The organism is Enterobacter cloacae complex sp. HYC074_NIDB, from assembly GCF_056673345.1.
On sequence record NZ_CP114214.1, the window covers coordinates 2255819 to 2282060 of the forward strand.

Consider the following 26242-nt stretch of genomic DNA (forward strand, 5'->3'; position numbering starts at 1 on the left):
ATGGTGAATATCCATACGGTCGCCGTCATTGGCAGCGGCACCATGGGCGCCGGGATTGCCGAAGTGGCAGCCAGCCACGGTCATCCGGTTCTGGTGTACGACATTGACGCAGCGGCGATTTCCCGCGCCGTCGACGGCATTCGCCAGCGGCTGTCCTCACGCGTTGCGCGTGGAAAACTCTCTGCCGACGCCGGGGAGCAGATCCTCGCCCGCCTGACGCCGGTGACGAATATCAGTGCTCTGGCGAAAGCCGATCTGGTGATCGAGGCGGCCTCCGAGCGGCTTGAAGTGAAAAAGGCGCTGTTTACCCAGCTGGCAGAGGTTTGTCCGCCGCAGACGCTGCTCGCCAGCAATACCTCGTCCATTTCCGTTACCGCTATTGCGGCGGAGATAAACCACCCTGAACGCGTCGCCGGGCTGCACTTCTTCAATCCTGCCCCGGTGATGAAGCTGGTGGAGGTGGTCAGCGGGCTGGCGACCTCACCAGAAGTGGCCGATGCGCTGTGCGAGTTGGCGCTGAGCTGGGGAAAGCAGCCGGTACGCTGCCAGTCCACGCCGGGGTTTATCGTCAACCGCGTGGCGCGCCCGTTCTACTCGGAAGCCTGGCGCGCGCTGGAAGAGCAGGTGGCAACGCCCGAGGTGATTGACGCCGCCCTGCGAGACGGCGGAGGCTTCCCGATGGGGCCGCTTGAGCTGACGGACATGATTGGTCAGGACGTCAACTTTGCCGTGACATGCTCCGTGTTTAATGCCTTCTGGCAGGAGCGTCGTTTTCTGCCGTCGCTGGTGCAGCAGGAGCTGGTGCTGGCGGGGCGTCTGGGTAAGAAAAGCGGGCAGGGCGTTTACCGCTGGCTGGAGGACAAACCCGCCGTCAGCTGGCTCGCCCCGGTCAGCGACAGCTTCAACCCCATGCGCGTACAGCGAAGAAGTGACGGTGTCACGGAAATTGACGATTTGTTGCTGATCGAAACGCAGGGTGAGACCGCGCAGTCCCTGGCGCTGCGCCACGGCTGCCCGGTGGTGGTGGTCGATCGCATCGAGCAGGATGTGGCCGTGATAGCCGCCGCACCCGGCAACCCGCATGCCGCCACGCAGAAAGCCATTTACTGGTTGCAGCACCAGCAGAAACGGGTGGTACAGATTGCCGATTACCCCGGTCTGCTGGTCTGGCGCACGGTAGCGATGATTGCCAACGAAGCGCTGGACGCCCTGCAAAAAGGGGTCGCCAGCGAGCAAGACATCGATACCGCCATGCGCTTAGGGGTCAACTATCCCTGCGGGCCCATCGCCTGGGGCGAGCGCCTTGGCTGGCAGCGTCTGTTAACGCTGCTGGAGAACCTGCAACGTCACTACGGCGAGGAACGCTATCGCCCCTGTTCACTGCTGCGCCAGCGTGCGCTTCTGGAGAGTAGCTATGAGTCATAACGCCTGGCATAACGCCCGCGCGATGTACGAACGGGACGCCTGCGCGCAGGCGATGGGGATGGACATTCTCGACATGGGCGAGGGCTACGCGGTGGTGACCATGACCATCACCCCGCAGATGCTCAACGGGCATAAAACCTGCCACGGCGGACAGCTGTTCTCGCTGGCCGATACCGCCTTTGCCTACGCCTGCAACAGTCAGGGGCTGGCGGCGGTGGCCTCAGGCTGCGCCATCGATTTTCTGCGTCCGGGCTTTGCCGGCGATAAGCTGACCGCTACCGCGCGGGTGAAGCATCAGGGCAAACTGACCGGCGTATACGACATTGAAATTCAGAACCAACAACAGAAAACCGTCGCTCTTTTTCGCGGGAAATCGCACCGCACCGGCGGCAGTGTGACAGGAGAAGCCTGATGCGTGACGCATTTATTTGTGAGGGTGTGCGTACCCCGGTCGGTCGCTACGGTGGAGGATTATCCAGCGTGCGTGCCGATGACTTAGGGGCCGTGCCGCTTCGTGCGCTGCTGGCGCGTTACCCGCAGCTCGATCTGGAGCGCATAGATGATGTGATCTTCGGCTGCGCAAATCAGGCCGGAGAGGATAACCGCAACGTAGCGCGCATGTCGTCGCTGCTGGCCGGGCTGCCTCAGACCGTTTCCGGTACCACCATTAACCGCCTGTGCGGCTCCGGTCTGGATGCCCTTGGCTTTGCGGCACGCGCCATTAAGGCCGGGGATGGCGATCTGCTGATCGCCGGTGGCGTCGAATCCATGTCCCGTGCGCCGTTCGTGATGGGCAAAGCCACCGCGGCGTTTCAGCGTCAGGCGGAGATCTTCGACACCACCATCGGCTGGCGATTTGAGAATCCGCTCATGCATCAGCAATACGGAACTGACAGCATGCCGGAAACGGCAGAGAATGTAGCGGAATTGTTAAATATAAGCCGTGCCGATCAGGATGCATTTGCCCTGCGCAGCCAGCAGCGCACCGCGCGGGCGCAGCAGAATGGCGTTCTGGCGCAGGAGATTATCCCGGTACAGGTGGCGGGGAAAAAAGGTGCCGTAACGGAAGTGAGCGTGGACGAGCATCCGCGCGCCGAAACCACCCTTGAACAGCTTGCCGCGCTGAAAGCTCCGTTCCGCAAGAACGGTGTGGTGACGGCGGGGAACGCCTCCGGCGTGAACGACGGGGCGGCGGCGCTGATTATCGCCAGCGAGCCGATGGCGCTTGCCCAGGGGTTAACCCCGCGCACACGCATTGTGGCCATGGCGACCGCGGGCGTCGAGCCGCGCCTGATGGGATTAGGCCCGATTCCCGCCACCCGTAAGGTGCTGGAACGTGCCGGACTCAGTATCACCGATATGGACGTCATTGAGCTTAACGAAGCCTTCGCCGCACAGGCGCTGGGCGTGCTGCGTCAGCTGGGTTTGCCGGATGACGCGGAGCATGTGAACCCGAATGGCGGGGCGATCGCGTTAGGTCATCCGCTGGGAATGAGCGGTGCCAGACTGGCGCTGGCCGCGAGCAATGAATTGCACCGACGCGGCGGGCGCTACGCGCTGTGTACGATGTGCATCGGTGTGGGTCAGGGCATTGCCATGATCCTTGAGCGTGTTTGAGCGAACAATAATGTGAGTACCCTGCGATGATAAATACAACAAAGCTTGATCCGATCGAAACCGCGTCCATTGATGAATTGCAGGCGTTGCAGACCGCGCGCCTGAAGTGGACGCTGAACCAGGCCTACAACAACGTTCCGATGTACAAACGCAAGTTTGACGCCGCGGGAGTTCACCCTGACGATTTTAACGAGCTGGCGGACCTGCAAAAATTCCCGTGCACCACCAAGCAGGATCTGCGCGACAACTACCCGTTCGATACCTTTGCGGTGCCGATGGAGCAGGTGGTGCGCATCCACGCCTCGTCGGGCACCACCGGAAAGCCGACCGTGGTGGGATATACCCAGAATGATATCGACAACTGGGCCAATATAGTTGCCCGTTCCCTGCGCGCCGCCGGGGGCAGCGCGAAGGATAAAATTCACGTGGCCTACGGCTACGGGCTATTCACCGGCGGGCTGGGGGCGCACTACGGTGCCGAGCGTCTGGGTGCGACGGTGATCCCGATGTCCGGCGGCCAGACGGAGAAGCAGGCGCAGCTGATCCGCGATTTTCAGCCGGATATGATCATGGTGACGCCCTCATACTGCCTGAATTTAATTGAAGAGCTGGAGCGTCAGATGGGCGGTGACGCCAGCGCCTGTTCCCTGCGCGTCGGCGTGTTTGGCGCCGAGCCGTGGACGCAGGCGATGCGCCGCGAAATTGAAAAACGGCTGGGCATTACCGCGCTGGATATCTATGGTCTCTCCGAAGTGATGGGGCCGGGCGTGGCGATGGAGTGTCTTGAAACCGCTGACGGCCCGACCATCTGGGAAGATCACTTCTACCCGGAGATCGTCAACCCGAATGACGGCACGCCGCTGGCCGACGGCGAGCAGGGCGAACTGCTGTTCACCACCCTGACCAAAGAGGCGCTGCCGGTGATCCGCTACCGCACCCGCGACCTGACGCGCCTGCTGCCGGGCACTGCACGCACCATGCGCCGGATGGATCGCATCAGCGGGCGCAGCGACGACATGCTCATCATTCGCGGCGTGAACGTCTTCCCGTCACAGCTGGAAGAGGAGATCGTTAAGTTCGAACATCTTTCGCCACACTATCAGCTGGAGGTGAACCGCCGCGGGCATCTTGATTCACTTTCGGTGAAGGTCGAGCTGAAACAGAGCAGCTTAACGCTGACCCATGAGCAGCGCTGTCAGGTCTGCCATCAGCTGCGTCATCGGATTAAATCGATGGTGGGGATCTCGACCGACGTGATGATCGTTAACTGTGGCAGCATACCGCGCTCCGAGGGTAAAGCTTGCCGGGTGTTTGATTTGCGTAAAGTGGCAGCCAACGGTTGAATTCCCTCACCCCAGCCCTCTCCCACATGGGAGAGGGTGTATTAATTTCCCTCTCCCTTTGGGAGAGGGTTAGGGTGAGGGTACACTCCAGATTCGTATGCTATGATTCATCCAGGAAAAAAATAACAACAGAATGAATCACATGAATAAACTTGATGCCTTTATCCAGCATGCAGTCAGCTCTGTTCCCGTCAGCGGAACGTCGCTTATCTCCTCACTGTATGGCGACGCGCTTTCGCACCGCGGCGGAGAGATCTGGCTCGGCAGCCTGGCGGCCCTGCTGGAAGGGATGGGATTTGGCGAGCGCTTTGTGCGCACCGCGCTGTTTCGCCTCAACAAAGAGGGCTGGCTGGACGTGTCCCGCATTGGCCGCCGCAGCTTTTACCGTCTCAGCGACAAGGGGCTGCGTTTGACCCGCCGCGCGGAAAATAAAATCTACCGTGCGGAACTGCCGGCGTGGGATGGTAAATGGCTGCTGCTGCTCTCCGAGGGGCTGGATAAAACCACCCTCGCGGACGTGAAAAAACAGCTCATCTGGCAAGGGTTCGGCACGCTGGCGCCGAGCCTGATGGCCTCGCCGTCGCAGAACCTGGCGGACGTGCAGTCTCTGCTGCATGACGCGGGCGTGGCGGAAAACGTCATTTTCTTTGAGGCCCATTCACCGCTGGCCTTATCACGTGCGGCGTTACGAGCCCGCGTGGAAGAGTGCTGGCAGTTGACCGAACAAAACGCGATGTACGAAACGTTTATCAGCTCGTTCCGTCCGCTGTTGCCGCTGCTGAAAGAAGCGCCGCCTGAGGATTTGACCCCGGAACGCTGCTTCCAGATCCAGCTGTTACTCATTCATTTTTATCGTCGCGTGGTGCTGAAAGATCCGCTGTTGCCGGAGGAGTTACTTCCTGCGCACTGGGCGGGACAGAGCGCGCGACAGCTGTGCATTAACATCTACCAGCGCGTGGCGGCGGGAGCCCTGGCGTTTGTCAGTGAGAAGGGGGAAACCTCCGTGGGCGAGCTGCCCGCTCCCGGCACGCTTTATCACCAGCGTTTTGGTGGTCTGAATATCACATAAGGAGAGGGTATGCCTGTTTATCAAATTGATGGTCTGACGCCGGTCGTGCCTGAAGAGAGCTATGTTCACCCGACCGCGGTGCTGATTGGCGACGTGATCCTCGGCAAAGGCGTTTACGTGGGTCCCAACGCCAGCCTGCGCGGTGATTTTGGCCGGATCGTGGTGAAAGACGGCGCGAACATTCAGGATAACTGCGTGATGCACGGTTTTCCGGAGCAGGACACGGTGGTGGAAGAGGACGGGCATATCGGCCACAGTGCGATCCTTCACGGCTGCATTATCCGCCGTAATGCGCTGGTGGGGATGAATGCGGTGGTGATGGACGGGGCGACGATCGGCGAAAACAGCATCGTCGGGGCGGCGGCGTTTGTGAAGGCCAAAGCGGAAATGCCTGCGAATCACTTAATTCTTGGCAGTCCGGCGAAAGCGATTCGTGAGCTAAGTGCGCAGGAAATAGAGTGGAAAAAGCAGGGCACGCGGGAGTATCAGGTGCTGGTGGACCGTTGTAAGCAGACGCTGCACCAGGTGGAGCCGCTGCGGGAAGAAGAGCCAGGACGCAAACGGCTGGTCTTCGATGAGAATTTACGGCCCAAGTCGGCTGGCCGGGATAAATAAGGCTGTTCGCTCCCGCACGTTGATCAAGGCGTGAAAATGAGCTCAATACGCATCCGGCAGGGGCCGGTCAATCGACACCAGCTTTCCGCGCTTCATGGTGATATAGCCCCCGGCTTTTAGATCTGCCAGCACGCGAAAGACATGCGTTCGTGACAGGTTAGTGCGCTTGATGATAAACAGCGCCAGGCCCTCATTCTCTCCCGTTTGGGTCTCCTGCCGATAGAGATAGCGGTACAGCATTGGTTTGATGGTCTGGTAGCTGGTGACCTGCCTGCGTTCATTGTGCAGGTCGATGGTAAATATGGACATGTAGGTCAGTATGGTGGCCAGCGCCTGCATGCGCTCAGGCCCGCCCTGGAAAAATATCTGGTCGAAGTCGACCCAGGATATTCTCACCAGCTTCACCTTCGCACTGCTGCGATATTCATACTTCGCCAGTGGACAATACCTTTCCATTAACCCTATCGGCATATACTCGATAGTATTGCCAATATTAAGGCCATCATCAGGCATTAATATCGTCAGCGACCCTTCAGTGCAAAAATAGATATAGCCAGGCTCGACGGTGAGTTTTTTATTTGCGGCAACGGTTAAGGCCTCGCCTTTACAAAGCATGTGCGGAAAAAATTGCCCAATATTGAGTTGCTGATAATAGGTATGGATATCCTGAAAATTCACGCTAAGCCTCTCCCTGCAACGTTTGCCGTGGTAGCGAGTATAGCAGCAATAGCCCCCGAATTACGAACCCATAAATAACCAGTCCCATATGGGACTATGATGGAAAGGTATTCTGTTTAGAATGGTCGTCAATGAGTTCGCATTAAAATTATCCGCCAACAGTAAATATCCAGGCGGCACAATTAATCTATGAGGCCATTCAATGAAATTAACCCTAATTGCTAAACATCTGGCGCTTGCCGGTGTGTTGACGTCGCTGTCGCTTTCCTCGTTTGCGGAAGTACAGCCGCAGGATGCCACTGCCACGACCCGGCAGGTAAATAACGCCCTGTATAACAAATTACCGTTTGCCGATAAAACCGACTTTGAGTACGCCCATAAAGGTTTTATCGCCCCGCTGCCGCAAAACATGATTAAAGGCGAGCAGGGGAACGTTATCTGGAACCCGGCGAAATATGATTTCGTGAAAGAGGGTGAGAAAGCCCCGGATACGGTAAACCCGAGCCTGTGGCGTCAGTCACAGTTGATCAACATTGGCGGGCTGTTTAAGGTCACCGACGGCGTGTATCAGATCCGTAATCTCGATCTCTCCAACATGACCATCATTGAGGGCGAGAAGGGCATTACCGTTATCGACCCGCTGTTAAGCGCTGAACCGGCGAAAGAAGCGCTGGATCTCTACTATGCAAACCGCGGCAAGAAACCGGTCGTCGCTGTGGTGATCACCCACAGCCACGTTGACCACTATGGCGGCCTGCGCGGCGTGGTTGACGAAGCTGACGTCAAGTCTGGCAAAGTGAAAATCTACGCGCCGGATGGCTTTATGAAAGAGGCGGTTTCCGAAAACATTATGGCCGGAAACGCGATGAGCCGCCGTGCGAGCTATATGTACGGCAACCTGCTGAAGCCGAATGCAAAAGGCCAGGTGGGTGCAGGCCTTGGCACCACCACCTCTGCGGGTACTGTCACCCTCATCCCGCCGACCGACTACATTACCCATACCGGTCAGGAAGAAGTGATCGACGGTTTGACCTACGACTTTATGATGGCGCCGGGTTCAGAAGCTCCGTCGGAGATGCTGTGGTACGTCAAAGAGAAGAAAATGATCGAGGCCGCAGAGGACGTGACCCATACTCTGCACAACACCTACTCCCTGCGCGGCGCGAAAATCCGCGATCCGCTGGCCTGGTCTAAGTACATCAACGCTGCCATTGAGCGCTGGGGGGCGGACGCGGAAGTGATTATTGCGCAGCACCACTGGCCGACCTGGGGCAACGAGAATATCGTCAAGCTGATGAAAGGCCAGCGCGATATGTATCGCTACATCAACGACCAGACCCTGCGTATGGCAAACAAGGGGCTGACCCGCGACGAGATCGCCGCCGAGTTTAAACTGCCGGAATCGCTGGAAAAACAGTGGGCGAGCCGCGGTTACTACGGCTCCGTTAGCCACGACGTCAAAGCCACCTACGTGTTTTATCTCGGCTGGTTCGACGGCAACCCGGCAACCCTCGACGAGCTGCCGCCTGAACTGGCTGCGAAGAAGTTCGTGCAGTACATGGGCGGCGCTGATGCCATCATGCAGAAAGCCAAAGCGGATTATCAGCAGGGTAATTACCGTTGGGTTGCTCAGGTGGTAAGCAAAGTGGTCTTTGCCGATCCTAACAACCAGGCTGCCCGTAATCTGTAAGCCGACGCGCTGGAGCAGTTAGGTTACCAGGCGGAAGCGGGCACCTGGCGTAACTTCTACCTGACCGGCGCGCAAGAACTGCGTAATGGCGTGAAGAAGCTGCCGACGCCGAACACCGCCAGCCCGGATACCGTGCGGGCGATGACCCCGGAAATGTTCTTCGACTACCTGGGTGTGCACATCAACGGGGTACGGGCCGGTAACGCGAAGGCGATCTTCAATGTCGATCTCGGTAAGGATGGCGGCAAATACAAGCTGGAGCTGGAAAACGGCGTGCTGAACCATACCGCCAACGCGCAGGCGAAGGATGCTGACGCAACCATCACGCTGGACCGTACCACGCTGAACAACATCATCCTTAAGAAAGAGACGCTGAAGCAGGCGATGGATAAGGGTGACGTGAAGGTGAGCGGAAACGGGGCGAAGCTGGAAGAGATGCTGAGCTACATGGACACATTTGACTTCTGGTTCAATATTGTGACGCCATAAGTTTAGCGTTCATCCTGGTTAATCCTGGCGCCTTGTTGCGATAAGGCGCCATTTTTTTATTCACGCATTGCCAGCGCGCTGGCGCTTGCCGGATCGAACAGCGAAATACTCTCGATCTGATCCAGCATGATCACTTTGCGAAAATCCATGGCGCTTTTGGGCTCTGAATCGAGCGTAATGTCATGCTCGGCATACCATTTGCTGTAGTTATGTTCGATACAGAGCTGCATGTTTTTCCCGTCACGGTAGCCGCTCAGCATCGGAATAAGCACGATATTGGCCGTTTTTTCATACTCCAGCGTGGCGGTATGGATCATCCCAATATAGATCCGCCGCGATTTCAGCGTGACGTGCGCCAGTTCACCTTCCTCCATGCACTGATAGAGCAGCTGTTCAATCCCGCTCGATTGCGCCAGCCGCTTGTAGAGCTTTTTTCGGCCTTCGCCGTCCAGCCGCGCGCTCCCGGCCCAGTTCGAGCGGTAGAGACAGAACAGGATCGCGAAGGTCAGCATTACCACCACCGGGGCCTGAATCCCCAGGAAGCTCCAGTTCATAAAATCAATTTGCCAGTCGGCATATTTTGCAGACGTGAAATGGAACGTGTTATCGGCGGCGGAGAGGGCGAACAACAGCAGCCACAACAGGCCGGTGGCGATCACTCCCTGAAGAACAAAAATACAGCCATACAGCGCCACAAGAAAATAGACGTCCCAGCCAAAGGAGCGCTTGATTTTAAACCGTGTTGAGAGGTCGCGGCTGGTGTACCAGTACCCGCATACCATCAATACCATGAATATTGCCGTTCCCATTTCAGGCCCTCTTCAGCGCGTTGACATGGCGCAGAAAGTCCTGCCGCACCTCGTGGCTTTTGTAGTTAACCGAGGCGTTTCCATCCTGATCGATGATGATGCGGTCGCCATCCTCTACGGCTTCGATAATTTCCTGGTGACTCATGACCTGCAACAAGGATTCCGGGCTAGAAAAGAGCGTCATCAGTAAATGTTTCATCGCGTGACATCCTTATGAATTAAAAGGATAAGTCTGGAAGATAAATGGCACCTTTGCCTTAAGGTTATCCCTAAAAAAACGGCAGCCTGGCGGCGAAATTAAACTTTATGCACAAAATGGTTGCGCGAGGTAACATTTCAGGTCTTTGAAAAATAATAAGAATAAAAAATATACCTGCGCAAACTTGGACAAATAACGTTAATTGTGTAAGTTTAAATTATGCGATTTCGCTACGTTGTTTACACCCAGGATGTGACCCATGAGCACGTTGCCGTCCGTCATCAGTCGGTTCGTTGATTACTACGCCACGCTGGATACCCAGCCACCTTCGGCGCTGGCGGGGATTTATCGCGCCGATGCCACGCTTATCGATCCCTTTGGCGAACATAGCGGGGTGTTCGCGATCCAGCGCTATTTCACCCATCTGCTGGCTAACGTCCAGCACTGTCGCTTTACCGTTGATGCGCCGTTGCAGCAGGGCGATCGCTTTGTGGTCACCTGGATGATGCACTGGTCGCACCCGCGTATTGCCCGGGGTGCAGTGCGACAGCTGCCGGGCTGCTCCGTGGTAGACATGCGCGACGATCGCATTGTTCGCCAGCGGGATTACTACGATGCCGGAGAGATGATTTACGAACATCTCCCGATACTCGGCTGGGCCGTACGCGGCGTGAAGCGGAGAGTGAAATCATGAAAACGGTTCTGATCACCGGCGCAAGCTCGGGCATCGGGGCGGGGCTGGCGAAATCTTTTGCCGACGATGGTTACCGGGTGATTGCCTGCGGGCGCGATGCGCAACGTCTGGCCGCTGTGCATCAGCACAGCCCCAACATCACGGTGCGCCTGTTCGATATGACAGACAGGGACGCCTGTCGCCAGGCGCTGGCGGACTGTGCTGCCGACACGGTGATTCTCTGCGCCGGAACCTGCGAGTATCTCGACCGCGGCGAGGTGGATGCCGAGCTGGTGGCGCGGGTCATGACCACCAATTTCATGGGGCCGGTAAACTGCCTTGCGGCGTTGCAGCCGCAACTGGTATCCGGCAACCGCGTGGTGCTGGTCAGTTCGATGGCGCACTGGCTTCACTTCCCGCGAGCCGAAGCCTATGGGGCCTCTAAAGCGGCGTTAACCTGGTTTGCCGACACGCTGCGCCTCGACTGGGAACCGAAAGGGATTGCCGTCACGGTCGTTTCACCCGGTTTTGTCGACACGCCGCTGACCCGCAAAAACGATATCCCGATGCCGGGCCGGGTCAGCGTGGGGGACGCCGTCCACGCCATTCGTCGCGGTCTGGCAAAAGGGAAGGATCACATCGCGTTTCCCGCCGGGTTCAGCCTGGCGCTGCGCCTGCTTTCCGGCCTGCCCGATGTACTTCAGCGCGCACTGCTGCGCAGGATGGTGCGACCATGAAAATCGCAATTATCGGCAGCGGCATCGCCGGGTTAACCTGTGCCTGGCGGCTCGCCGGACATCATCAGATCACGGTGTTTGAGGCGCAGGCCACCCCGGGCGGCCATACTGCAACGGTAGATGTCGACACGCCCCAGGGCACCTTTGCCATCGATACCGGTTTTATCGTCTACAACGACCGCACCTATCCGCGCTTCATGGGGCTGCTCAGCGAACTGGGCATCAGCGGGCAAAAAACGCAGATGAGCTTTTCGGTGCAGAACCCGCAGAGCGGGCTGGAGTATAACGGGCACACGCTGACGTCGCTGTTCGCCCAGCGTCGTAATCTGCTGAACCCTGCCTTCTGGACGCTACTGAAGGAGATCGTGCGCTTTAACCGGCTGGCGAAACAGACGCTCCGGGGCGAAGTCGATGGATCCGCCACGCTGGAAACGTTCCTGCGCCAGCACCGCTTTACGCCCTTTTTTGCGCGCCACTACATCCTGCCAATGGGGGCGGCTATCTGGTCGTCGTCGATACAGGAGATGAAACGCTTTCCGCTGCCGCTCTTTTTACGCTTTTTTGAAAACCACGGTCTGCTGGACATTACCCATCGTCCGCAGTGGTACGTCGTGCCAGGCGGCTCCCGGGAGTATATCCGCGCGATGATGGACAAGCTTGGCGATCGCCTGACGCTGCACCTCAACGCGCCGGTTCAGAAGGTTGTTCGCCACGATCGTGGCGTCGATATTGAGCGGGAAGGCGTCACTCATACCTTCGATCAGGTGATCTTCGCCTGTCACTCTGCTCAGGCGCTGGCGATGCTCGCCAGCCCAACGCAGGCTGAACGTGAGGTGCTGGGTGATATCGGCTGGCAGCGTAACGAGGTGGTGCTTCACAGCGATCCGCGCTGGCTGCCGGTGCGCAAGCGCGCGTGGGCGAGCTGGAACTACCGCCTCAGCGAGCAGGATCGGGCCAGCGCCTGCGTCACCTACAACATGAATATCTTGCAGGGACTGCCGCCGGGTAGCCCGCTGTTTTGCGTCACCCTCAACCCGGAAACGCCGGTGGAAGAACGCTATGTGCTGCGCCGCTTTGTCTATGAGCATCCGCTTTTTAACCCGCAAAGCTGGCAAGCCCAGGCCCGACGCGGAGAAATAAACGGTCGCCAGCGGAGCTGGTTCTGCGGCGCGTACTGGTACAACGGCTTCCACGAAGATGGCGTACGCAGTGCGCTGGACGTGGTAAACGCTATCGCGGCCGGGGAGGGCAACTGAGATGAACAGCTGCCTTTACCACGGCACATTGCGCCATCGTCGGCTTGCGCCAAAAGCGCACCACTTTACCTACAGCGTCTTTATGGCCTGGCTCGATCTCGATGAGCTGGACGCGCTGCCCTCCGTCGGCGTGCGCCGTAACCGCGTTGCGCCCGCGGCATTTTATGATGCGGACTACCCGCTGGGCACGCCGCTCAAAGAGCACGTCCTTGAGCGTCTGGAAAATCTGACCGGCGAGCGTCCGGCGGGGCGGGTCATGCTTCTGACTCAGCTGCGCTATTTCGGTTTTCATTTCAACCCGGTCAATTTTTACTACTGCTATGACGGCGAAGACACTCTGCGCTGGGTTCTCGCCGAAGTGCGTAACACGCCGTGGAATGAACGACATTACTACGCGGTAGCGGGGCGGGACGCCCCGCCGACGGAGAAAGCTTTTCACGTCTCGCCCTTTAATCCGATGGATATGGTTTACCACTGGCGCTTCAACAGCCCGGACAGCACGCTGCGCATGCATATCGAAAACCATCAGGAGACGAAGGTGTTTGATGCCACCCTGACGCTACGCCGGGCGCCGCTGACGCGCGCAGCGCTGCGTTCGCTGCTGGCGCGGATCCCGTTGATGACCCTCAAAACCGTTTTCGCCATTTACTGGCAGGCGCTCAGGCTGTGGCTGAAGCGCGTGCCGCTGCATAACCATCCCCTCAGCAGGAGTGAACGCTCATGACCGATCCCGTCTTTGCGCTTGAACCCGATATCCCGCGCAACGTCCGCGTCGCGCGATGGTTGCTCTTCCGCCTGCTGAACGGTCTGCGCGGTGGCTCGCTGACGCTGCGTGAAGGCGCGCAGACGTTCCAGTTCGGCGACGCCTCCGCCGCGCTTCATGCTGAGGTGCAGGTACTTGCTCCGGGCGTCTACTGGCGCATTTTAACCGGGGGCAGCCTCGCCGCGGCACAAGCGTGGATGGATGGCGACTGGGAGACGCCCCACCTGACGCCGCTGCTGGAGCTGATTGCACGTAATAGCCAAATCCTCGGGCAACTGGAAAAAGGGTTCCGCCTGCTCGGGAAACCGGTGGAGCGGCTACGGCACTGGATGCGGCGCAACTCCCGCGCTCAGGCGCGTGAAAATATTGCCGCCCATTACGATCTGGGCAACGCCTTCTACGCCCATTTCCTTGATGAAGACCTGCTGTACTCCAGCGCGCTGTTTAACGGGGACGAGCAGGATTTGAACGCGGCTCAGCAGGCGAAAATGGCCAGGCTGTGCGACCAGCTGGCGCTCACGGCAAACGATCATCTGCTGGAGATTGGCACCGGCTGGGGGGCGATGGCGGAATACGCCGCCCGTCACTACGGCTGTCGGGTGACCACCACCACGCTGTCGCAGGAGCAGTACCACTGGGCCACCGCGCGGATCGTCCGGGCAGGGTTGCAGGATCGCGTTGAGGTGCTGCTTTGCGACTACCGCGATCTGACCGGGGTTTACGACAAACTGGTCTCGGTTGAGATGATCGAAGCCGTCGGCCAACGCTACCTGCCAACGTTTTTCCGTACCTGTCAGGCGCGTCTGCGTCCAGGCGGGCGGATGGCGATTCAGGCCATCACCATTCAGGATCAACGCTATCGCGACTACAGCAAAAGCGTCGATTTTATTCAGCGCTACATCTTCCCCGGCGGCTTTTTGCCCAGCATCACCGCCATGAATGAACTGATGACCCGCCATACCGATTTTGTGGTGCGTAATCTCTTCGATATGGGGCCGGACTACGCCCGCACGTTGGCGCACTGGCGTCAGCGTTTCGTTCACGCCTGGCAGGAGATTGAAAAGCTCGGGTTTGATGACCGTTTCCGGCGGATGTGGCTGTACTACCTCGGCTACTGTGAAGCCGGGTTTAATGCCCGCACCATCAGCGTGGTGCAGCTGACTGCGGAACGCGTATGAAGCGCTACGGGCAGGTATTTCTGTTGGCCATCGGTTTTGATCTCTACTGGACGCTGGTGGTGCTGTTTCGCGAGCAGGGGCTGGTCATCTGGATCGCGCTGGCGGTGCTTGCCTGGCTGTTATTACCGCCATCACACCGGGTATACGCCCTTGTGCTGGCGGCGTCGGGTGCGCTGCTGGACGCCCTCTGGGCGCTGACGGGGCTGATTGCGTTCACGGGCGCGTCCCTGATGCCGCTATGGATGGTGGCGCTGTGGCTAATGTTTGCCACCGTCTGGACGCACCTGACCCGCACGACCACCTTGCCAGGATGGTTGCTGACGGTGCTGGCGACTCTGGGCGGACCGGTAGCCTACCTGATCGGCGAGCATCTTGGGGCCATTACGTTTCAGGAGCCGACCTTTATCGTCGTCAGCTGGATGTTCCCCGGCTGGCTGGTGCTGATGCTGTTTTTCCACCTGTTGATGGGGAGACAACAATGAGAAATCTGGTACTGATGCTCGCGTTAGCCGTCTTCACCTGTACCGTGCAGGCGGCAGACTGGCTGAGCTGGCGCAAGGTGGGTGACGCCACCCTCACCTGGGGGCCGTTTACCGTCTATACCTCTCAGCTTCTGACGCCCGACGGCAGCTATACAGGATTAGACGGCGATAATGCGCTGATTATCACCTATGCCCGGGACATCGATGGTGACGACCTGGTCGAGGCGACCCGCGACCAGTGGCAGGCGCAGGGCATTTTGCAGCAGGAGCCGCAGAGTGAAGCCTGGCTACGCATGCTGTCCACGCTCTGGCCCGACGTCACGCCCGGCACGCAGCTCGCGTTTGTGGTTAATAACGGCCAGGGACAATTCTGGTATCGCCCCACGGCGTCGCAGAAAAAATTTACGCCACTCGGGCCACGCCAGACGGCAGCGTTTAGCTCACGCTTTCTGGCGATATGGCTCGATCCCCGCACCGAATATCCTGAACTGCGTCAGCAGTTAACTGGAGGAGCACAATGAAACGTTTCCTGCTAGTGGCGCTTACCCTGACGATGCTGGTGGCCGGATGTAGCACCGAGGTGACAGAGTATCGTCAGCAGCAGCCACGGCTTGATATTTTTACTTACTTCCAGGGGAAAACCGAGGCGTGGGGGATGGTGCAGGATCGCAGCGGTAAGCAGATCCGCCGTTTTCACGTCGAGATCGCCGGGGATGTTATCGGCGATACGCTGACCCTGAACGAGCATTTTGTCTACGATGACGGCGAAAAGCAGCAGCGCGTCTGGCATATCCGCCGCGTTGGGCAGAATCGCTATGAAGGCACGGCGGGTGACATAGAAGGTGTCGCGACAGGCCAGGCGGCGGGCAATGCCCTTAACTGGCGCTACAGCATGAACGTGAAGGCGGACGGCAAAACCTGGCTGCTGCACTTTGATGACTGGATGTATTTGCAGGACAGTACCCGTCTGTTCAATAAAACGGAGATGAAGAAATTTGGCGTCACCGTCGCCACGGTGACGCTGTTCTTTACCCGCAAAGAGGGCGGTTAATCCTCTTCGGGCTGAGGTTTACTGCTTGAGTAGATGAAGAAGAGCGCAATACTCAGGCAGACGACGGCCCCGAAACGGCTCACTGAAAACGGAATGGCTTCATTGTTCAGCCAGCCAAAGTTATCAATCAGCATGCTCATGGCCAGCTGGCCCAGGATAACCGCTACCGTGGCAACAGCGGTCCCGATGCGCTGCACCGCGAGCACCATAATCACGATATAGGGCACGCCGCACAGGGCGCCCAGAAGCTGCCATTTGGGTACATCCATCAGGCTGACCGCCTGTTTCGGCTCAAAAAAGAAGATCAGCAGGGCGGTCACCAGCGCGCCGACGGAAAACGTCAGAAACGCGCTTTTGAATACCCCCACGCTGCTGCCTAATTGCCCGTTAATGGCAGCCTGAATGCTCAGCGTTGCGCCGCCAATCACCGCCAGAATAATCATAATCACTGTCATAACGTTACCCCTGCGCCACGAGAATGAGCGCGGCGATGATAAATCCCAGCGCAATAATGCGTTTTGTATCGATCCTGCGGTGCGGCGTACCCAGCAGGCCATAGTGGTCGATAATCAGGCTTTTGAAAACCTGGCCTGCCAGAATGCCGATCATCGTCATGGCAATGCCGATCGCAGGCGTGGCAATGGTGAGAATGATGACGTAAACCGGGCCGAGCACGCCGCCCAACAGGTGCCATGAAGGCTGCGCAAAAAATGAGGGACTGTTGCGGGGGCTGAAAAACAGCATCAGCAGAAACGTTAGCCCCGTTCCCACGCTAAATATGCTGAACGCCGCCCACAGGTCGCCCACCTCTGCGCCCAGCGGCCCCAGCAGCCCGGCTTCCACGGACAGCCCCATGCCACCGGCAATCACCAGTAAAATTAAAATAATGTGCATAACGCTTTTTCTCCTTTTTCCAGGCGGAGAAGATTACGTCTGAACATCATTGAGAAAAATGCCATAATGCAGGAAACACCTGTGCAGGAAATGCATTAATGATGGATGCCGGACATATCAGCATTCGCGCGCTGCTGATCTTCATCGACGTTTATGAAACGCAGAATTTCTCCGTGGTGGCGAGGCGGGAAGGGATTTCTGCGTCGCAGGTCTCACGCGTGATCCACCAGCTTGAGGACGCCCTCGGGCAACAGCTTTTCTACCGCAACACGCGGGCGATTATGCCCACAGAGAGCGGGCATCTTTTTGTGCGCTATGCCAGGGCGATGGCCGGGAATATGGAGGACGCGCGACGCGAGTTGGATGAACGCGCCCGCGAGCCGTCGGGCACGCTGCGTATCAATGGCCCGGTCTTTTTCGGACAGAGGCACATCGCGCCGGGCCTGCCGGGGCTTCTGGCGCGTTACCCGCGCCTCTCCATTGAACTGACCCTCACCGACGATTTTATCGATCCGCACCGTGACGCCGCGGACGTTATCTTCCGCATCGGCGCGCTGACGGACTCCTCGTTTCACGCCCGGGTGTTCGGGCAGCAGTTCTACCATCTGGCGGCCTCGCCGGACTATCTGCAAAAACATGGCGCGCCCGAGGGGCCGGACGATCTCAGCCGTCACCACTGTCTGGTTTACCGCGGCTCGTCCGGGCCTAACCGCTGGCTGATCCGACAGCCGGGCGAGGCGTGGGTTCACTATCCCATCGTACCGTTGATGACTTCCAATAACGCGGAAACGCTCCTGATTGCGGCGCTGGGCGGTATGGGCGTTGTGCTTTTCCCGGACTGGATGGTGAGCGAACGACTCAAAAGCGGTGAGCTGGTGGCACTGCTGCCGGAAATGGAGTGTTCAATTAATACGGAGCCATTGACGATTGCGGCGATTTACCCGAACGCGCGTCATCCGCCCCTGAACGTCAGGGCGGTGATTGATTACTATATTGAGCGATTCGGTACGCCGCTGTACTGGCAAACCTGAAGGTTAGCGGGCAAGCTCGCGACGGATAATGTCAGCCCCGGCGCTTAACGCCTTCAGCTTACCGTTGGCGACCTGGCGGGAAAGGGGAGCCATACCGCAGTTGGTGGACGGATAGAGCTTGTCTGCATCAACAAACTGCAACGCCTTACGCAGCGTATCGGCGACCTCTTCAGGCGTTTCGATGGTCTGGGTGGCGACGTCAATTGCCCCGACCATCACTTTTTTACCACGGATAAGCTCCAGCAGATCCATCGGCACGCGCGAGTTGTGGCACTCCAGCGAGATAATATCGATCTTTGAGGTCTGCAACTTAGGAAACGCCTCTTCATACTGGCGCCACTCGGAGCCGAGCGTCTTTTTCCAGTCCGTATTGGCTTTGATGCCGTACCCGTAACAGATATGTACCGCGGTTTCGCATTTCAGTCCTTCAATGGCGCGCTCCAGCGCGGCAATGCCCCAGTCATTCACCTCGTCGAAAAAGACGTTAAAGGCAGGTTCATCGAACTGAATAATGTCGACACCGGCCGCCTCCAGCTCGCGGGCTTCCTGATTAAGGATTTTTGCGAACTCCCAGGCCAGCTTTTCACGGCTTTTATAGTGAGCATCGTATAGCGTGTCGATCATGGTCATCGGGCCGGGCAGCGCCCACTTGATCGGCTTGTCCGTCAGCTGGCGCAGGTATTTCGCGTCGTCAACAAACACCGGTTTCTGACGCGCCACCGCGTCTACCACGGTCGGCACGCTCGCATCGTAACGGTTACGGATGCGTACCGTCTGACGGTTCTCAAAATCCACGCCGCTGAGATGTTCAATAAAGGTGGTGACGAAATGCTGGCGAGTTTGTTCCCCGTCGCTGACGATATCAATCCCGGCGCGAATCTGTTCATCCAGAGACAAACGTAGCGCATCCTGTTTCCCTGCAAGTAATTCCTCGTCCTGGAGTTTCCACGGCGACCAGAGCGTTTCCGGCTGCGCAAGCCAGGTGGGTTTCGGCAGGCTGCCAGCCGTCGATGTCGGGAGCAATGTTTTCATGAGAAGAACCTTTTATCCGTATTAAATGTAAGCGTGAAGTGATGAGACCACTGCTCAAGAAGGGTTTTGTAGGGTTTGATAAACCGCTCTTCGGTATATTTCCCCTGTTCAATGGCCAGCCGGCTGCGCTCTTCACGGTCATAGACGATTTTTGTTAATGAGTGATCCTGCTGATTCAGGTCGGGCTGATAGCACTGTCCCGCAGCGGAATTGGCATTGTAAATTTCCGGTCGATAGATCTTCTGGAACGTCTCCATGGTGCTGATGGTGCCGATCAGCTCCAGATTGGTGTAATCACGCAGTAAATCGCCGGTGAAGAAGAAGGCGAAAGGCGCGACGCTGTTTTCCGGCATGAAGTAGCGAACCTTCAGGCCCATCTTCGCGAAGTACTGTTCCGTTAGCGACTCGCCGTCCGGCTGGTACTCATACCCCAGCACCGGGTGGTGGTTACCGGTACGACGATAGGTGTCTTTGCTGGAGACGCTCAGGCAGATCACCGGCGCTTTTTTGAAGTTCGCCTGATATTCCGCAGAATGAACGAAGCTTTTAAAGATATTGCCGTGCAGCTCGCCAAAATTCTCGGGGAGGGTAAAACGGGGTTGATCTTTATTATGCTCCAGCAGCAGGACGCTGAAATCATAGTCACGAACATACGATGAGAAGTTATTCCCGACGATGCCTTCGATGCGCTCGTGGGTCATTTTATCCACAATCGTCGTTTGCAGAATTTCGATGGCCGGGAAGGTAAAATCGCCGCCGATATTCATATCGACTGAAATAATCTCCAGCTCGACGGCATAGCGGTCAGCTTTCGGGTTATCCCAGCTCGCCAGCGCGTTAAAGCGGTTGTTGATCATCACCAGCGTGTTGCGCAGGTTCTCCTGACGCTTCTCGCCACGCGCCAGGTTGGCGAAGTTGGTGGTGGTACGCGTGTTTTCTGACGGGTTATAATTTTCATCAAAGCAACTGCGCTTAAGGGTAAATGTGAAAGCCTGACTCATTTGGTTATGCATCCTAAGTTCATGTTGCCGGAACGTTATCAATGCATAATTTATGCCTGAGCCCCTGGCGCAGGGGAAGTGACTTAATTTCACTGCAACATGAGGGTTCTTCATGAACTGCGCGATTCAGGTATAATCCCCCGACATTTCCAACCGGTTTAAACGAACATGACAAAACTCACCCTGCAAGAGCAGATGCTGAAAGCGGGCTTGGTCAGCAGTAAAAAAATGGCGAAGGTTCAGCGCACGGCGAAAAAATCCCGCGTCCAGGCTCGCGAGGCGAGAGAGGCTGTTGAAGAGAACAAGAAAGCCCAGCTGGAGCGTGATAAGCAGCTGAGCGAACAGCAAAAACAGGCGGTGCTGGCAAAAGAGTTCAGGGCGCAGGTGAAGCAGCTGATTGAGATGAACCGCATCACCTTGGCGAAGGGCAACATTACCTTTAACTTTACCGACGGCAACCTGATCAAAAAAATCGAGGTCGATAAGCAGACGCAAACCCAGCTGATCAACGGCCGTCTGGCGATTGCCCGACTGGTGATTAATGCGAAGGGCGACTGTGATTACGCGATTATCCCGGCGGTGGTGGCGGATAAAATTGCCCAGCGCGATGCGGACAGCATTGTGCTTAACAGCGCGCTGAGTCAGGAAGAGCAGGACGAAGACGATCCGTACGCAGACTTTAAAATCCCTGACGATTTAATGTGGTAATCCCCGCTCAGAATGGCGCGGCGTGACAGGCGTTTATCGTCTCGCCGCTCAGCGGATGAATAAAATTCAGAACGCTGGCATGCAGCATCAGCCGGGGCGTTTCTTCCGCGCCCGGCCATTCCAGACCACCATACAGATCGCACCCCAGAATCGGGTGGCCTAACTGCTGGCAGTGAATGCGCAGCTGGTGGGTGCGCCCGGTCTCCGGGGTAAGCTCTACCCGCGTCAATGGCATTGTCGTATCCTGATAAATACGTTCCATCACCCGATAGCGGGAGCGAGCGGGCTTACCGGTGCGGGCACAGATCGTCATCAGCGGAAACAGCGCCGGATCTTTGGCAATCGGGGCATCCACGGTCCCTTCGTCCTGTTCCACATGTCCGCACAACAGGGCGGTGTAAACCTTGCTCACGGCGCGCTGGCTGAACTGGTGGCAAAGCGCGGCGTTAATCGCTTTGTTACGTGCAATGACCAGCAGACCCGAAGTGCCAAAATCAAGACGATGCACCAGCGTGCAGCCGGGAAAGGTTTGCACCAGACGATGGTGAACGGAATCACGGTTTTGCGGATTTTTCCCCGACAGGCTGAGCAGACCGGAAGGTTTGTTGATCAGCAGCAGATGCTCGTCCTGCCAGAGGATCTCAATGTCGTCGTGACAGGGTGGTGCAATAAACGTATCGATAATGACAGACATCAGGCCGCCGGGCTGGAGAGTGGGTGCGGATGATAACGAAATATGCAGGAAAAGAAAAACCCTCCCACCGGGCGGTGAGAGGGGGAGATCTTAGGCAGCGACCAGGCTGTCGATAGCGGCTTTCGCGTCGGACTGCGCTTTGGTAGCCACTTCCGGGCCGTAAGCGATACCTTCAGCGAACACAAAGTTCACGTCGGTAATGCCGATGAAGCCGAGGAACAGCGTCATGTACGGCGCCACCAGGTCGGTTGGGGTATCTTTGTGAATACCGCCGCGGCTGGTCAGGACGATAGCGCGTTTACCTTTTACCAGACCTTCCGGGCCGTTCTCGGTGTAACGGAAGGTTACGCCAGCGCGCGCCACCAGGTCGAAGTAGTTCTTCAGCTGGGTAGGAATGTTGAAGTTGTACATTGGGGCGTTGATCACGATAACGTCGTGCGCCTGCAATTCAGCAATCAGCTCGTCGGAAAGCGCCAGGGCTTCCTGCTGACGCGGGGTAAGAGTCGCATCGCTCGGACGCAGCGCGCCAACCAGCTCGCCGTCCAGCACAGGAATTGGGTTTGCTGCCAGGTCACGCACGGTGATTTCATCCGCGCTGTGCTGTTCACGCCACTGTTCAACGAAATAGTCAGACAGCTGACCAGACTGTGAATACCCTGCCAGAATACTGGATTTCAACACTAATACTTTGCTCATGGGAAATTCCTGTTTTGTATTTGATTGAGGGGGTTGCCCCGTTGCTTGTTGACACTTTATTCACAATCCTGCCACAGGGATAGCGCAATATATCGAAGCCTATGTTCGAATTTTTTGAATAAGGCGCGCAATGCGCTGATGTGGTACTCTATAGCAATCATTAAAAAGAGATTTTATCCGGCAGTGCACTGCCCGTTAACGCTATGACAGAACACCAAAAATTGACCTTCTCCATGCTGATGCAAAAGCTTGATTCACTGATGCTGCGCGATAAACATCGGTTTGCGCGCCGTCTGCACGGCGTTAAGAAGGTTAAAAATCCTGATGCACAACAGGCCATTTACCAGGAAATGGCCAAAGAGATTGAACAGGCGGCAGGGAAAGTTGTGCTGCGTGAAGCCGCACGCCCGGAGATTACCTATCCGGAAAACCTGCCCGTCAGCCAGAAGAAACAGGACATTCTTGAGGCCGTACGCGACCACCAGGTGGTGATCGTCGCGGGGGAAACCGGTTCAGGTAAAACCACCCAGTTGCCGAAAATCTGCATGGAGCTGGGCCGCGGGTTGAAAGGGCTGATCGGTCACACCCAGCCGCGTCGTCTGGCGGCGCGCACCGTGGCGAACCGTATTGCGGAAGAGCTGCAAACGGAGCCGGGCGGCTGCATCGGCTACAAGGTGCGATTCAGCGACCACGTCAGCGATAACACCATGGTTAAGCTGATGACAGACGGTATCCTGCTGGCGGAAATCCAGCAGGATCGTCTGCTGATGCAGTACGACACCATCATCATCGATGAAGCGCACGAGCGCAGCCTGAACATCGACTTCCTGCTCGGCTACCTGAAAGAGCTGCTGCCCCGGCGTCCGGATCTGAAAATCATCATCACCTCTGCGACCATTGACCCGGAGCGTTTCTCAAAACATTTCAACAATGCGCCGATCATTGAAGTCTCAGGCCGAACCTACCCGGTTGAAGTGCGCTATCGCCCGATTGTGGAAGAGGCGGACGATACCGAGCGCGACCAGCTTCAGGCCATCTTCGATGCCGTCGACGAGCTGGGCAACGAGAGTTCTGGCGACATTCTGATCTTCATGAGCGGCGAGCGCGAGATCCGCGATACCGCCGATGCGCTCAGCAAACGCGATCTGCGCCATACCGAGATCCTGCCGCTGTACGCGCGCCTGTCGAACAGTGAGCAGAACCGCGTGTTCCAGCCGCACAGCGGACGCCGCATCGTGCTGGCGACCAACGTGGCCGAAACCTCGCTCACCGTGCCGGGCATTAAATACGTGATCGACCCGGGTACGGCGCGCATCAGCCGCTACAGCTACCGAACCAAAGTTCAGCGCCTGCCGATTGAGCCGGTTTCCCAGGCGTCGGCTAATCAGCGTAAGGGCCGCTGCGGCCGCGTGTCGGAAGGGATCTGTATTCGTCTTTATTCGGAAGACGATTTCCTGTCGCGCCCGGAGTTTACCGATCCGGAAATTCTGCGGACCAACCTGGCATCCGTTATCCTGCAAATGACCGCGCTGGGGCTGGGCGATATCGCCGCCTTCCCGTTTGTGGAAGCGCCGGATAAACGCAATATTCAGGACGGGGTGCGCCTGCTGGAAGAGCTGGGGGCCATCACCACCGACGAGCAGGCGACGGCCTACAAGCTAACGCCATTGGGCCGCCAGCTTAGCCAGTTGCCGGTCGACCCGCGTCTGGCGCGCATGGTGCTGGAGGCGCAAAAACACGGCTGCGTGCGCGAGGCGATGATCATCACCTCGGCGCTCTCCATTCAGGATCCGCGCGAGCGCCCAATGGACAAGCAGCAGGCGTCGGATGAAAAACACCGTCGCTTCCACGATAAAGAGTCTGATTTCCTGGCCTTTGTGAATCTGTGGAACTACCTGGGCGAGCAGCAAAAAACGCTCTCTTCAAATCAGTTCCGCCGTCAGTGCCGGGTGGATTTCCTCAACTACCTGCGCGTGCGCGAGTGGCAGGATATCTACACCCAACTGCGCCAGGTGGTAAAAGAGCTGGGCATTCCGGTCAACAGTGAACCGGCGGAGTACCGCGAAATTCATATCGCCTTGCTGACCGGCCTGCTGTCCCATATCGGGATGAAGGATGCGGATAAACAGGAATTTACCGGCGCACGCAACGCGCGTTTCTCCATCTTCCCGGGCTCCGGGTTGTTTAAAAAGCCGCCGAAGTGGACCATGGTCGCCGAGCTGGTGGAAACCAGCCGTCTGTGGGGGCGTATCGCCGCGCGTATCGATCCGGAGTGGGTTGAACCGGTGGCGCAGCACCTGCTGAAACGCTCATACAGCGAGCCGCACTGGGAGCGCGGGCAGGGCGCGGTGATGGCGACGGAAAAAGTCACCGTCTACGGCCTGCCGGTGGTGGCCGCGCGTAAGGTTAACTACAGCCAGATCGATCCGGCGCTGAGTCGCGAGCTGTTTATCCGCCATGCGCTGGTGGAAGGCGACTGGCAGACGCGCCATGCGTTCTTCCGTGAAAACCTGAAGCTGCGCGCCGAGGTGGAAGAGCTTGAGCACAAGTCCCGCCGCCGCGACATTCTGGTGGACGACGAGACGCTGTTTGAGTTTTACTACCAGCGCATCAGCCACGATGTGATCTCGGCGCGCCATTTCGACAGCTGGTGGAAGAAAGCCAGCAAAGAGACCCCGGACCTGCTCAACTTCGAAAAGAGCATGCTGATCAAAGAGGGCGCGGAGTCGGTCAGCAAGCTCGACTACCCGAACTTCTGGCATCAGGGCAACCTCAAGCTGCGTCTGACCTATCAGTTTGAGCCAGGGGCCGACGCGGACGGCGTGACCGTTCATATTCCGCTGCCGCTTTTAAATCAGGTCGACGAGAGCGGGTTTGAGTGGCAAATTCCCGGCCTGCGCCGCGAGCTTGTCATTGCATTAATCAAATCCCTGCCTAAACCGGTGCGGCGTAACTTTGTGCCGGCGCCGAACTACGCCGAAGCGTTTTTGGGCCGCGTCACGCCGCTGGAGCTGCCGCTGCTGGACGCGCTGGAGCGTGAGTTCCGACGCATGACCGGGACCACCATCGACCGCGACGACTGGAACTGGGATCAGGTGCCCGATCACCTGAAAATCACCTTCCGCGTGGTGGACGATAAAAACAAAAAGCTGCTGGAAGGCCGCTCGCTTTCGGAACTGAAGGACGCCCTGAAGGGCAAAGTGCAGGAAACCCTGTCTGCCGTGGCGGACGACGGTATCGAGCAGAGCGGGCTGCACATCTGGAGCTTTGGTCAGCTTCCGGAAAGCTATGAGCAGAAGCGCGGGAACTATAAGGTCAAAGCCTGGCCCGCGCTGGTGGATGAGCGCGACAGCGTGGCGATTAAGCTCTTTGACAATCCGCAGGAACAACAGCAGATGATGTGGCGCGGGCTGCGTCGACTGCTTCTGCTTAACATCCCGTCGCCGATTAAGTATCTGCACGAGAAGCTGCCGAACAAAGCCAAGCTGGGGCTCTACTTTAACCCGTACGGTAAGGTGCTGGATCTGATCGACGACTGCATCTCCTGCGGTGTGGATAAGCTGATCCACGAGGCGGGCGGTCCGGTCTGGACGGAAGAGGGCTTTGCTCAGCTTCATGAAAAGGTGCGCGCGGAGCTGAACGACACCGTGGTGGAGATTGCCAAACAGGTCGAGCAGATCCTTACCGCCGTGTTCAATATCAACAAGCGCCTGAAGGGTCGGGTGGATATGACCATGGCCCTGGGGCTGTCGGACGTGAAGGCGCAGATGGCGGGGCTGGTGTATCGCGGCTTTGTGACCGGCAACGGCTTTAAGCGTCTGGGCGATACGCTGCGTTATTTGCAGGCGATTGAGAAGCGTCTGGAGAAAATGGCGGTCGATCCGCATCGCGATCGCGCGCAGATGCTGAAAGTCGAAAACGTGCAGCAGGCGTGGCAGCAGTGGCTCAACAAACTGCCGCCAGCGCGTCGCGATGACGACGACGTGCGGGAGATCCGCTGGATGATCGAGGAGCTTCGCGTCAGCTTCTTTGCCCAGCAGCTCGGTACGCCGTATCCGATTTCGGATAAGCGTATCTTGCAGGCGATGGAGCAGATCTCCGGCTAAAACCGT

The 26242-nt window shown here is 57.7% G+C and carries 26 protein-coding genes and 1 pseudogene; 18 read left to right on the plus strand and 9 right to left on the minus strand.

Annotation, left to right across the window (positions count from 1 at the left end; genetic code table 11):
• The 6 genes from paaH to paaY all read left to right on the plus strand — a co-directional run bounded on the left by paaH (nucleotide 1) and on the right by paaY (nucleotide 6069).
• Complete coding sequence (paaH, locus tag O1724_RS11195) at nucleotides 1–1425, plus strand: 3-hydroxyacyl-CoA dehydrogenase PaaH (RefSeq protein ID WP_116291055.1); 1425 nt, start codon at nucleotides 1–3, stop codon at nucleotides 1423–1425.
• The gene (gene paaI, locus O1724_RS11200) at nucleotides 1415–1837 is read left to right on the plus strand and encodes a hydroxyphenylacetyl-CoA thioesterase PaaI (protein WP_003857335.1); all 423 of its coding nucleotides are present in this window, start codon (nucleotides 1415–1417) and stop codon (nucleotides 1835–1837) included. Before paaH ends, paaI begins: the two co-directional genes overlap by 11 nt.
• Nucleotides 1837–3042, plus strand: coding sequence for a 3-oxoadipyl-CoA thiolase (pcaF, locus tag O1724_RS11205; protein ID WP_126297295.1), 1206 nt, complete (start codon nucleotides 1837–1839; stop codon nucleotides 3040–3042). The genes paaI and pcaF overlap by 1 nt, the downstream gene beginning before the upstream one ends.
• A gap of 26 nt (nucleotides 3043–3068) precedes the next feature.
• Entirely contained in the window at nucleotides 3069–4385 is a 1317-nt protein-coding gene (paaK, locus tag O1724_RS11210) for a phenylacetate--CoA ligase PaaK (RefSeq protein WP_126297294.1), read from the plus strand.
• A 133-nt stretch (nucleotides 4386–4518) separates the two neighbouring features.
• Nucleotides 4519–5454: a phenylacetic acid degradation operon negative regulatory protein PaaX gene (gene paaX / locus O1724_RS11215; RefSeq protein ID WP_003857327.1), complete on the plus strand. Its 936-nt coding sequence runs from the start codon at nucleotides 4519–4521 to the stop codon at nucleotides 5452–5454.
• 9 nt (nucleotides 5455–5463) lie between these two features.
• Complete coding sequence (paaY, locus tag O1724_RS11220) at nucleotides 5464–6069, plus strand: phenylacetic acid degradation protein PaaY (protein ID WP_006810541.1); 606 nt, start codon at nucleotides 5464–5466, stop codon at nucleotides 6067–6069.
• Nucleotides 6070–6111: 42 nt separating this feature from the next.
• Here the strand turns inward: paaY and O1724_RS11225 are convergent, their stop codons facing one another.
• Nucleotides 6112–6747, minus strand: coding sequence for a helix-turn-helix domain-containing protein (locus O1724_RS11225; RefSeq protein WP_126297293.1), 636 nt, complete (start codon nucleotides 6745–6747; stop codon nucleotides 6112–6114).
• A gap of 202 nt (nucleotides 6748–6949) precedes the next feature.
• Between O1724_RS11225 and O1724_RS11230 the strand changes: the two are divergent.
• Nucleotides 6950–8926 (plus strand): annotated as a pseudogene (locus O1724_RS11230) (alkyl/aryl-sulfatase).
• Between the two features lie 56 nt (nucleotides 8927–8982).
• On the opposite strand, the gene O1724_RS11235 reads toward O1724_RS11230, so the two are convergent.
• Entirely contained in the window at nucleotides 8983–9735 is a 753-nt protein-coding gene (locus O1724_RS11235; RefSeq protein ID WP_022651152.1) for a hypothetical protein, read from the minus strand.
• Between the two features lies 1 nt (nucleotide 9736).
• The gene (locus O1724_RS11240; RefSeq protein WP_003857318.1) at nucleotides 9737–9934 is read right to left on the minus strand and encodes a hypothetical protein; all 198 of its coding nucleotides are present in this window, start codon (nucleotides 9932–9934) and stop codon (nucleotides 9737–9739) included.
• A 259-nt stretch (nucleotides 9935–10193) separates the two neighbouring features.
• On the opposite strand from O1724_RS11240, the gene O1724_RS11245 reads away from it, so the two are divergent.
• From O1724_RS11245 to O1724_RS11280, 8 genes are read left to right on the plus strand one after another with little or no spacing between them, the layout of a single operon-like run.
• Nucleotides 10194–10628 (plus strand): nuclear transport factor 2 family protein, encoded by a 435-nt coding sequence (locus O1724_RS11245; protein WP_003857316.1) that lies wholly within the window; start codon nucleotides 10194–10196, stop codon nucleotides 10626–10628.
• Nucleotides 10625–11344, plus strand: coding sequence for an SDR family NAD(P)-dependent oxidoreductase (locus tag O1724_RS11250; RefSeq protein WP_126297291.1), 720 nt, complete (start codon nucleotides 10625–10627; stop codon nucleotides 11342–11344). The genes O1724_RS11245 and O1724_RS11250 overlap by 4 nt, the downstream gene beginning before the upstream one ends.
• On the plus strand, nucleotides 11341–12600 hold the full coding sequence (locus O1724_RS11255; protein ID WP_045894322.1) for an NAD(P)/FAD-dependent oxidoreductase: 1260 nt from the start codon (nucleotides 11341–11343) through the stop codon (nucleotides 12598–12600). The genes O1724_RS11250 and O1724_RS11255 overlap by 4 nt, the downstream gene beginning before the upstream one ends.
• 1 nt (nucleotide 12601) lies before the next feature.
• Nucleotides 12602–13324, plus strand: coding sequence for a DUF1365 domain-containing protein (locus O1724_RS11260; RefSeq protein ID WP_048244026.1), 723 nt, complete (start codon nucleotides 12602–12604; stop codon nucleotides 13322–13324).
• Nucleotides 13321–14541 carry an SAM-dependent methyltransferase gene (locus tag O1724_RS11265; RefSeq protein WP_058659964.1) on the plus strand — a complete coding sequence of 407 codons (1221 nt, stop codon included), beginning with the start codon at nucleotides 13321–13323 and terminating at the stop codon, nucleotides 14539–14541. The genes O1724_RS11260 and O1724_RS11265 overlap by 4 nt, the downstream gene beginning before the upstream one ends.
• The gene (locus O1724_RS11270) at nucleotides 14538–15023 is read left to right on the plus strand and encodes a DUF2878 domain-containing protein (protein WP_003857308.1); all 486 of its coding nucleotides are present in this window, start codon (nucleotides 14538–14540) and stop codon (nucleotides 15021–15023) included. Before O1724_RS11265 ends, O1724_RS11270 begins: the two co-directional genes overlap by 4 nt.
• Nucleotides 15020–15544, plus strand: coding sequence for a chalcone isomerase family protein (locus O1724_RS11275; RefSeq protein ID WP_126297290.1), 525 nt, complete (start codon nucleotides 15020–15022; stop codon nucleotides 15542–15544). Before O1724_RS11270 ends, O1724_RS11275 begins: the two co-directional genes overlap by 4 nt.
• A complete protein-coding gene (locus O1724_RS11280) occupies nucleotides 15541–16074 on the plus strand; it encodes a DUF3833 domain-containing protein (RefSeq protein WP_126297289.1) in 534 nt (177 codons plus the stop codon). Before O1724_RS11275 ends, O1724_RS11280 begins: the two co-directional genes overlap by 4 nt.
• Here O1724_RS11280 and O1724_RS11285 read toward each other — a convergent pair.
• Nucleotides 16071–16529, minus strand: coding sequence for a DMT family transporter (locus O1724_RS11285; RefSeq protein ID WP_003857305.1), 459 nt, complete (start codon nucleotides 16527–16529; stop codon nucleotides 16071–16073). The two genes, O1724_RS11280 and O1724_RS11285, sit on opposite strands and share 4 nt — an antisense overlap.
• A 4-nt stretch (nucleotides 16530–16533) precedes the next feature.
• Nucleotides 16534–16968 carry a DMT family transporter gene (locus O1724_RS11290; protein WP_003857304.1) on the minus strand — a complete coding sequence of 145 codons (435 nt, stop codon included), beginning with the start codon at nucleotides 16966–16968 and terminating at the stop codon, nucleotides 16534–16536.
• Nucleotides 16969–17066: 98 nt separating this feature from the next.
• Between O1724_RS11290 and O1724_RS11295 the strand changes: the two genes are divergently transcribed.
• Nucleotides 17067–17999, plus strand: coding sequence for a LysR family transcriptional regulator (locus O1724_RS11295; protein WP_023303693.1), 933 nt, complete (start codon nucleotides 17067–17069; stop codon nucleotides 17997–17999).
• A gap of 3 nt (nucleotides 18000–18002) precedes the next feature.
• Here the strand turns inward: O1724_RS11295 and O1724_RS11300 are convergent, their stop codons facing one another.
• Nucleotides 18003–19031: a methionine synthase gene (locus O1724_RS11300; protein WP_003857302.1), complete on the minus strand. Its 1029-nt coding sequence runs from the start codon at nucleotides 19029–19031 to the stop codon at nucleotides 18003–18005.
• Nucleotides 19028–20032 (minus strand): DUF1852 domain-containing protein, encoded by a 1005-nt coding sequence (locus O1724_RS11305; protein WP_126297288.1) that lies wholly within the window; start codon nucleotides 20030–20032, stop codon nucleotides 19028–19030. Before O1724_RS11305 ends, O1724_RS11300 begins: the two co-directional genes overlap by 4 nt.
• A 168-nt stretch (nucleotides 20033–20200) precedes the next feature.
• Here O1724_RS11305 and O1724_RS11310 point away from each other — a divergent pair, with 168 nt between their 5' ends.
• Nucleotides 20201–20740, plus strand: a complete 540-nt coding sequence (locus O1724_RS11310) for a DUF2058 domain-containing protein (RefSeq protein ID WP_045346300.1) — start codon at nucleotides 20201–20203, stop codon at nucleotides 20738–20740.
• Between the two features lie 7 nt (nucleotides 20741–20747).
• On the opposite strand, the gene O1724_RS11315 is transcribed toward O1724_RS11310, so the two are convergent.
• Together O1724_RS11315 and azoR are read right to left on the minus strand one after the other, a co-directional pair.
• Nucleotides 20748–21434, minus strand: coding sequence for an RluA family pseudouridine synthase (locus tag O1724_RS11315; RefSeq protein WP_126297287.1), 687 nt, complete (start codon nucleotides 21432–21434; stop codon nucleotides 20748–20750).
• A 90-nt stretch (nucleotides 21435–21524) separates the two neighbouring features.
• Nucleotides 21525–22130: an FMN-dependent NADH-azoreductase gene (gene azoR, locus O1724_RS11320; RefSeq protein WP_126297286.1), complete on the minus strand. Its 606-nt coding sequence runs from the start codon at nucleotides 22128–22130 to the stop codon at nucleotides 21525–21527.
• A 203-nt stretch (nucleotides 22131–22333) separates the two neighbouring features.
• On the opposite strand from azoR, the gene hrpA reads away from it, so the two are divergent.
• Nucleotides 22334–26236: an ATP-dependent RNA helicase HrpA gene (gene hrpA, locus O1724_RS11325; RefSeq protein ID WP_126297285.1), complete on the plus strand. Its 3903-nt coding sequence runs from the start codon at nucleotides 22334–22336 to the stop codon at nucleotides 26234–26236.
• The last annotated feature ends 6 nt before the right edge of the window (nucleotides 26237–26242 follow it).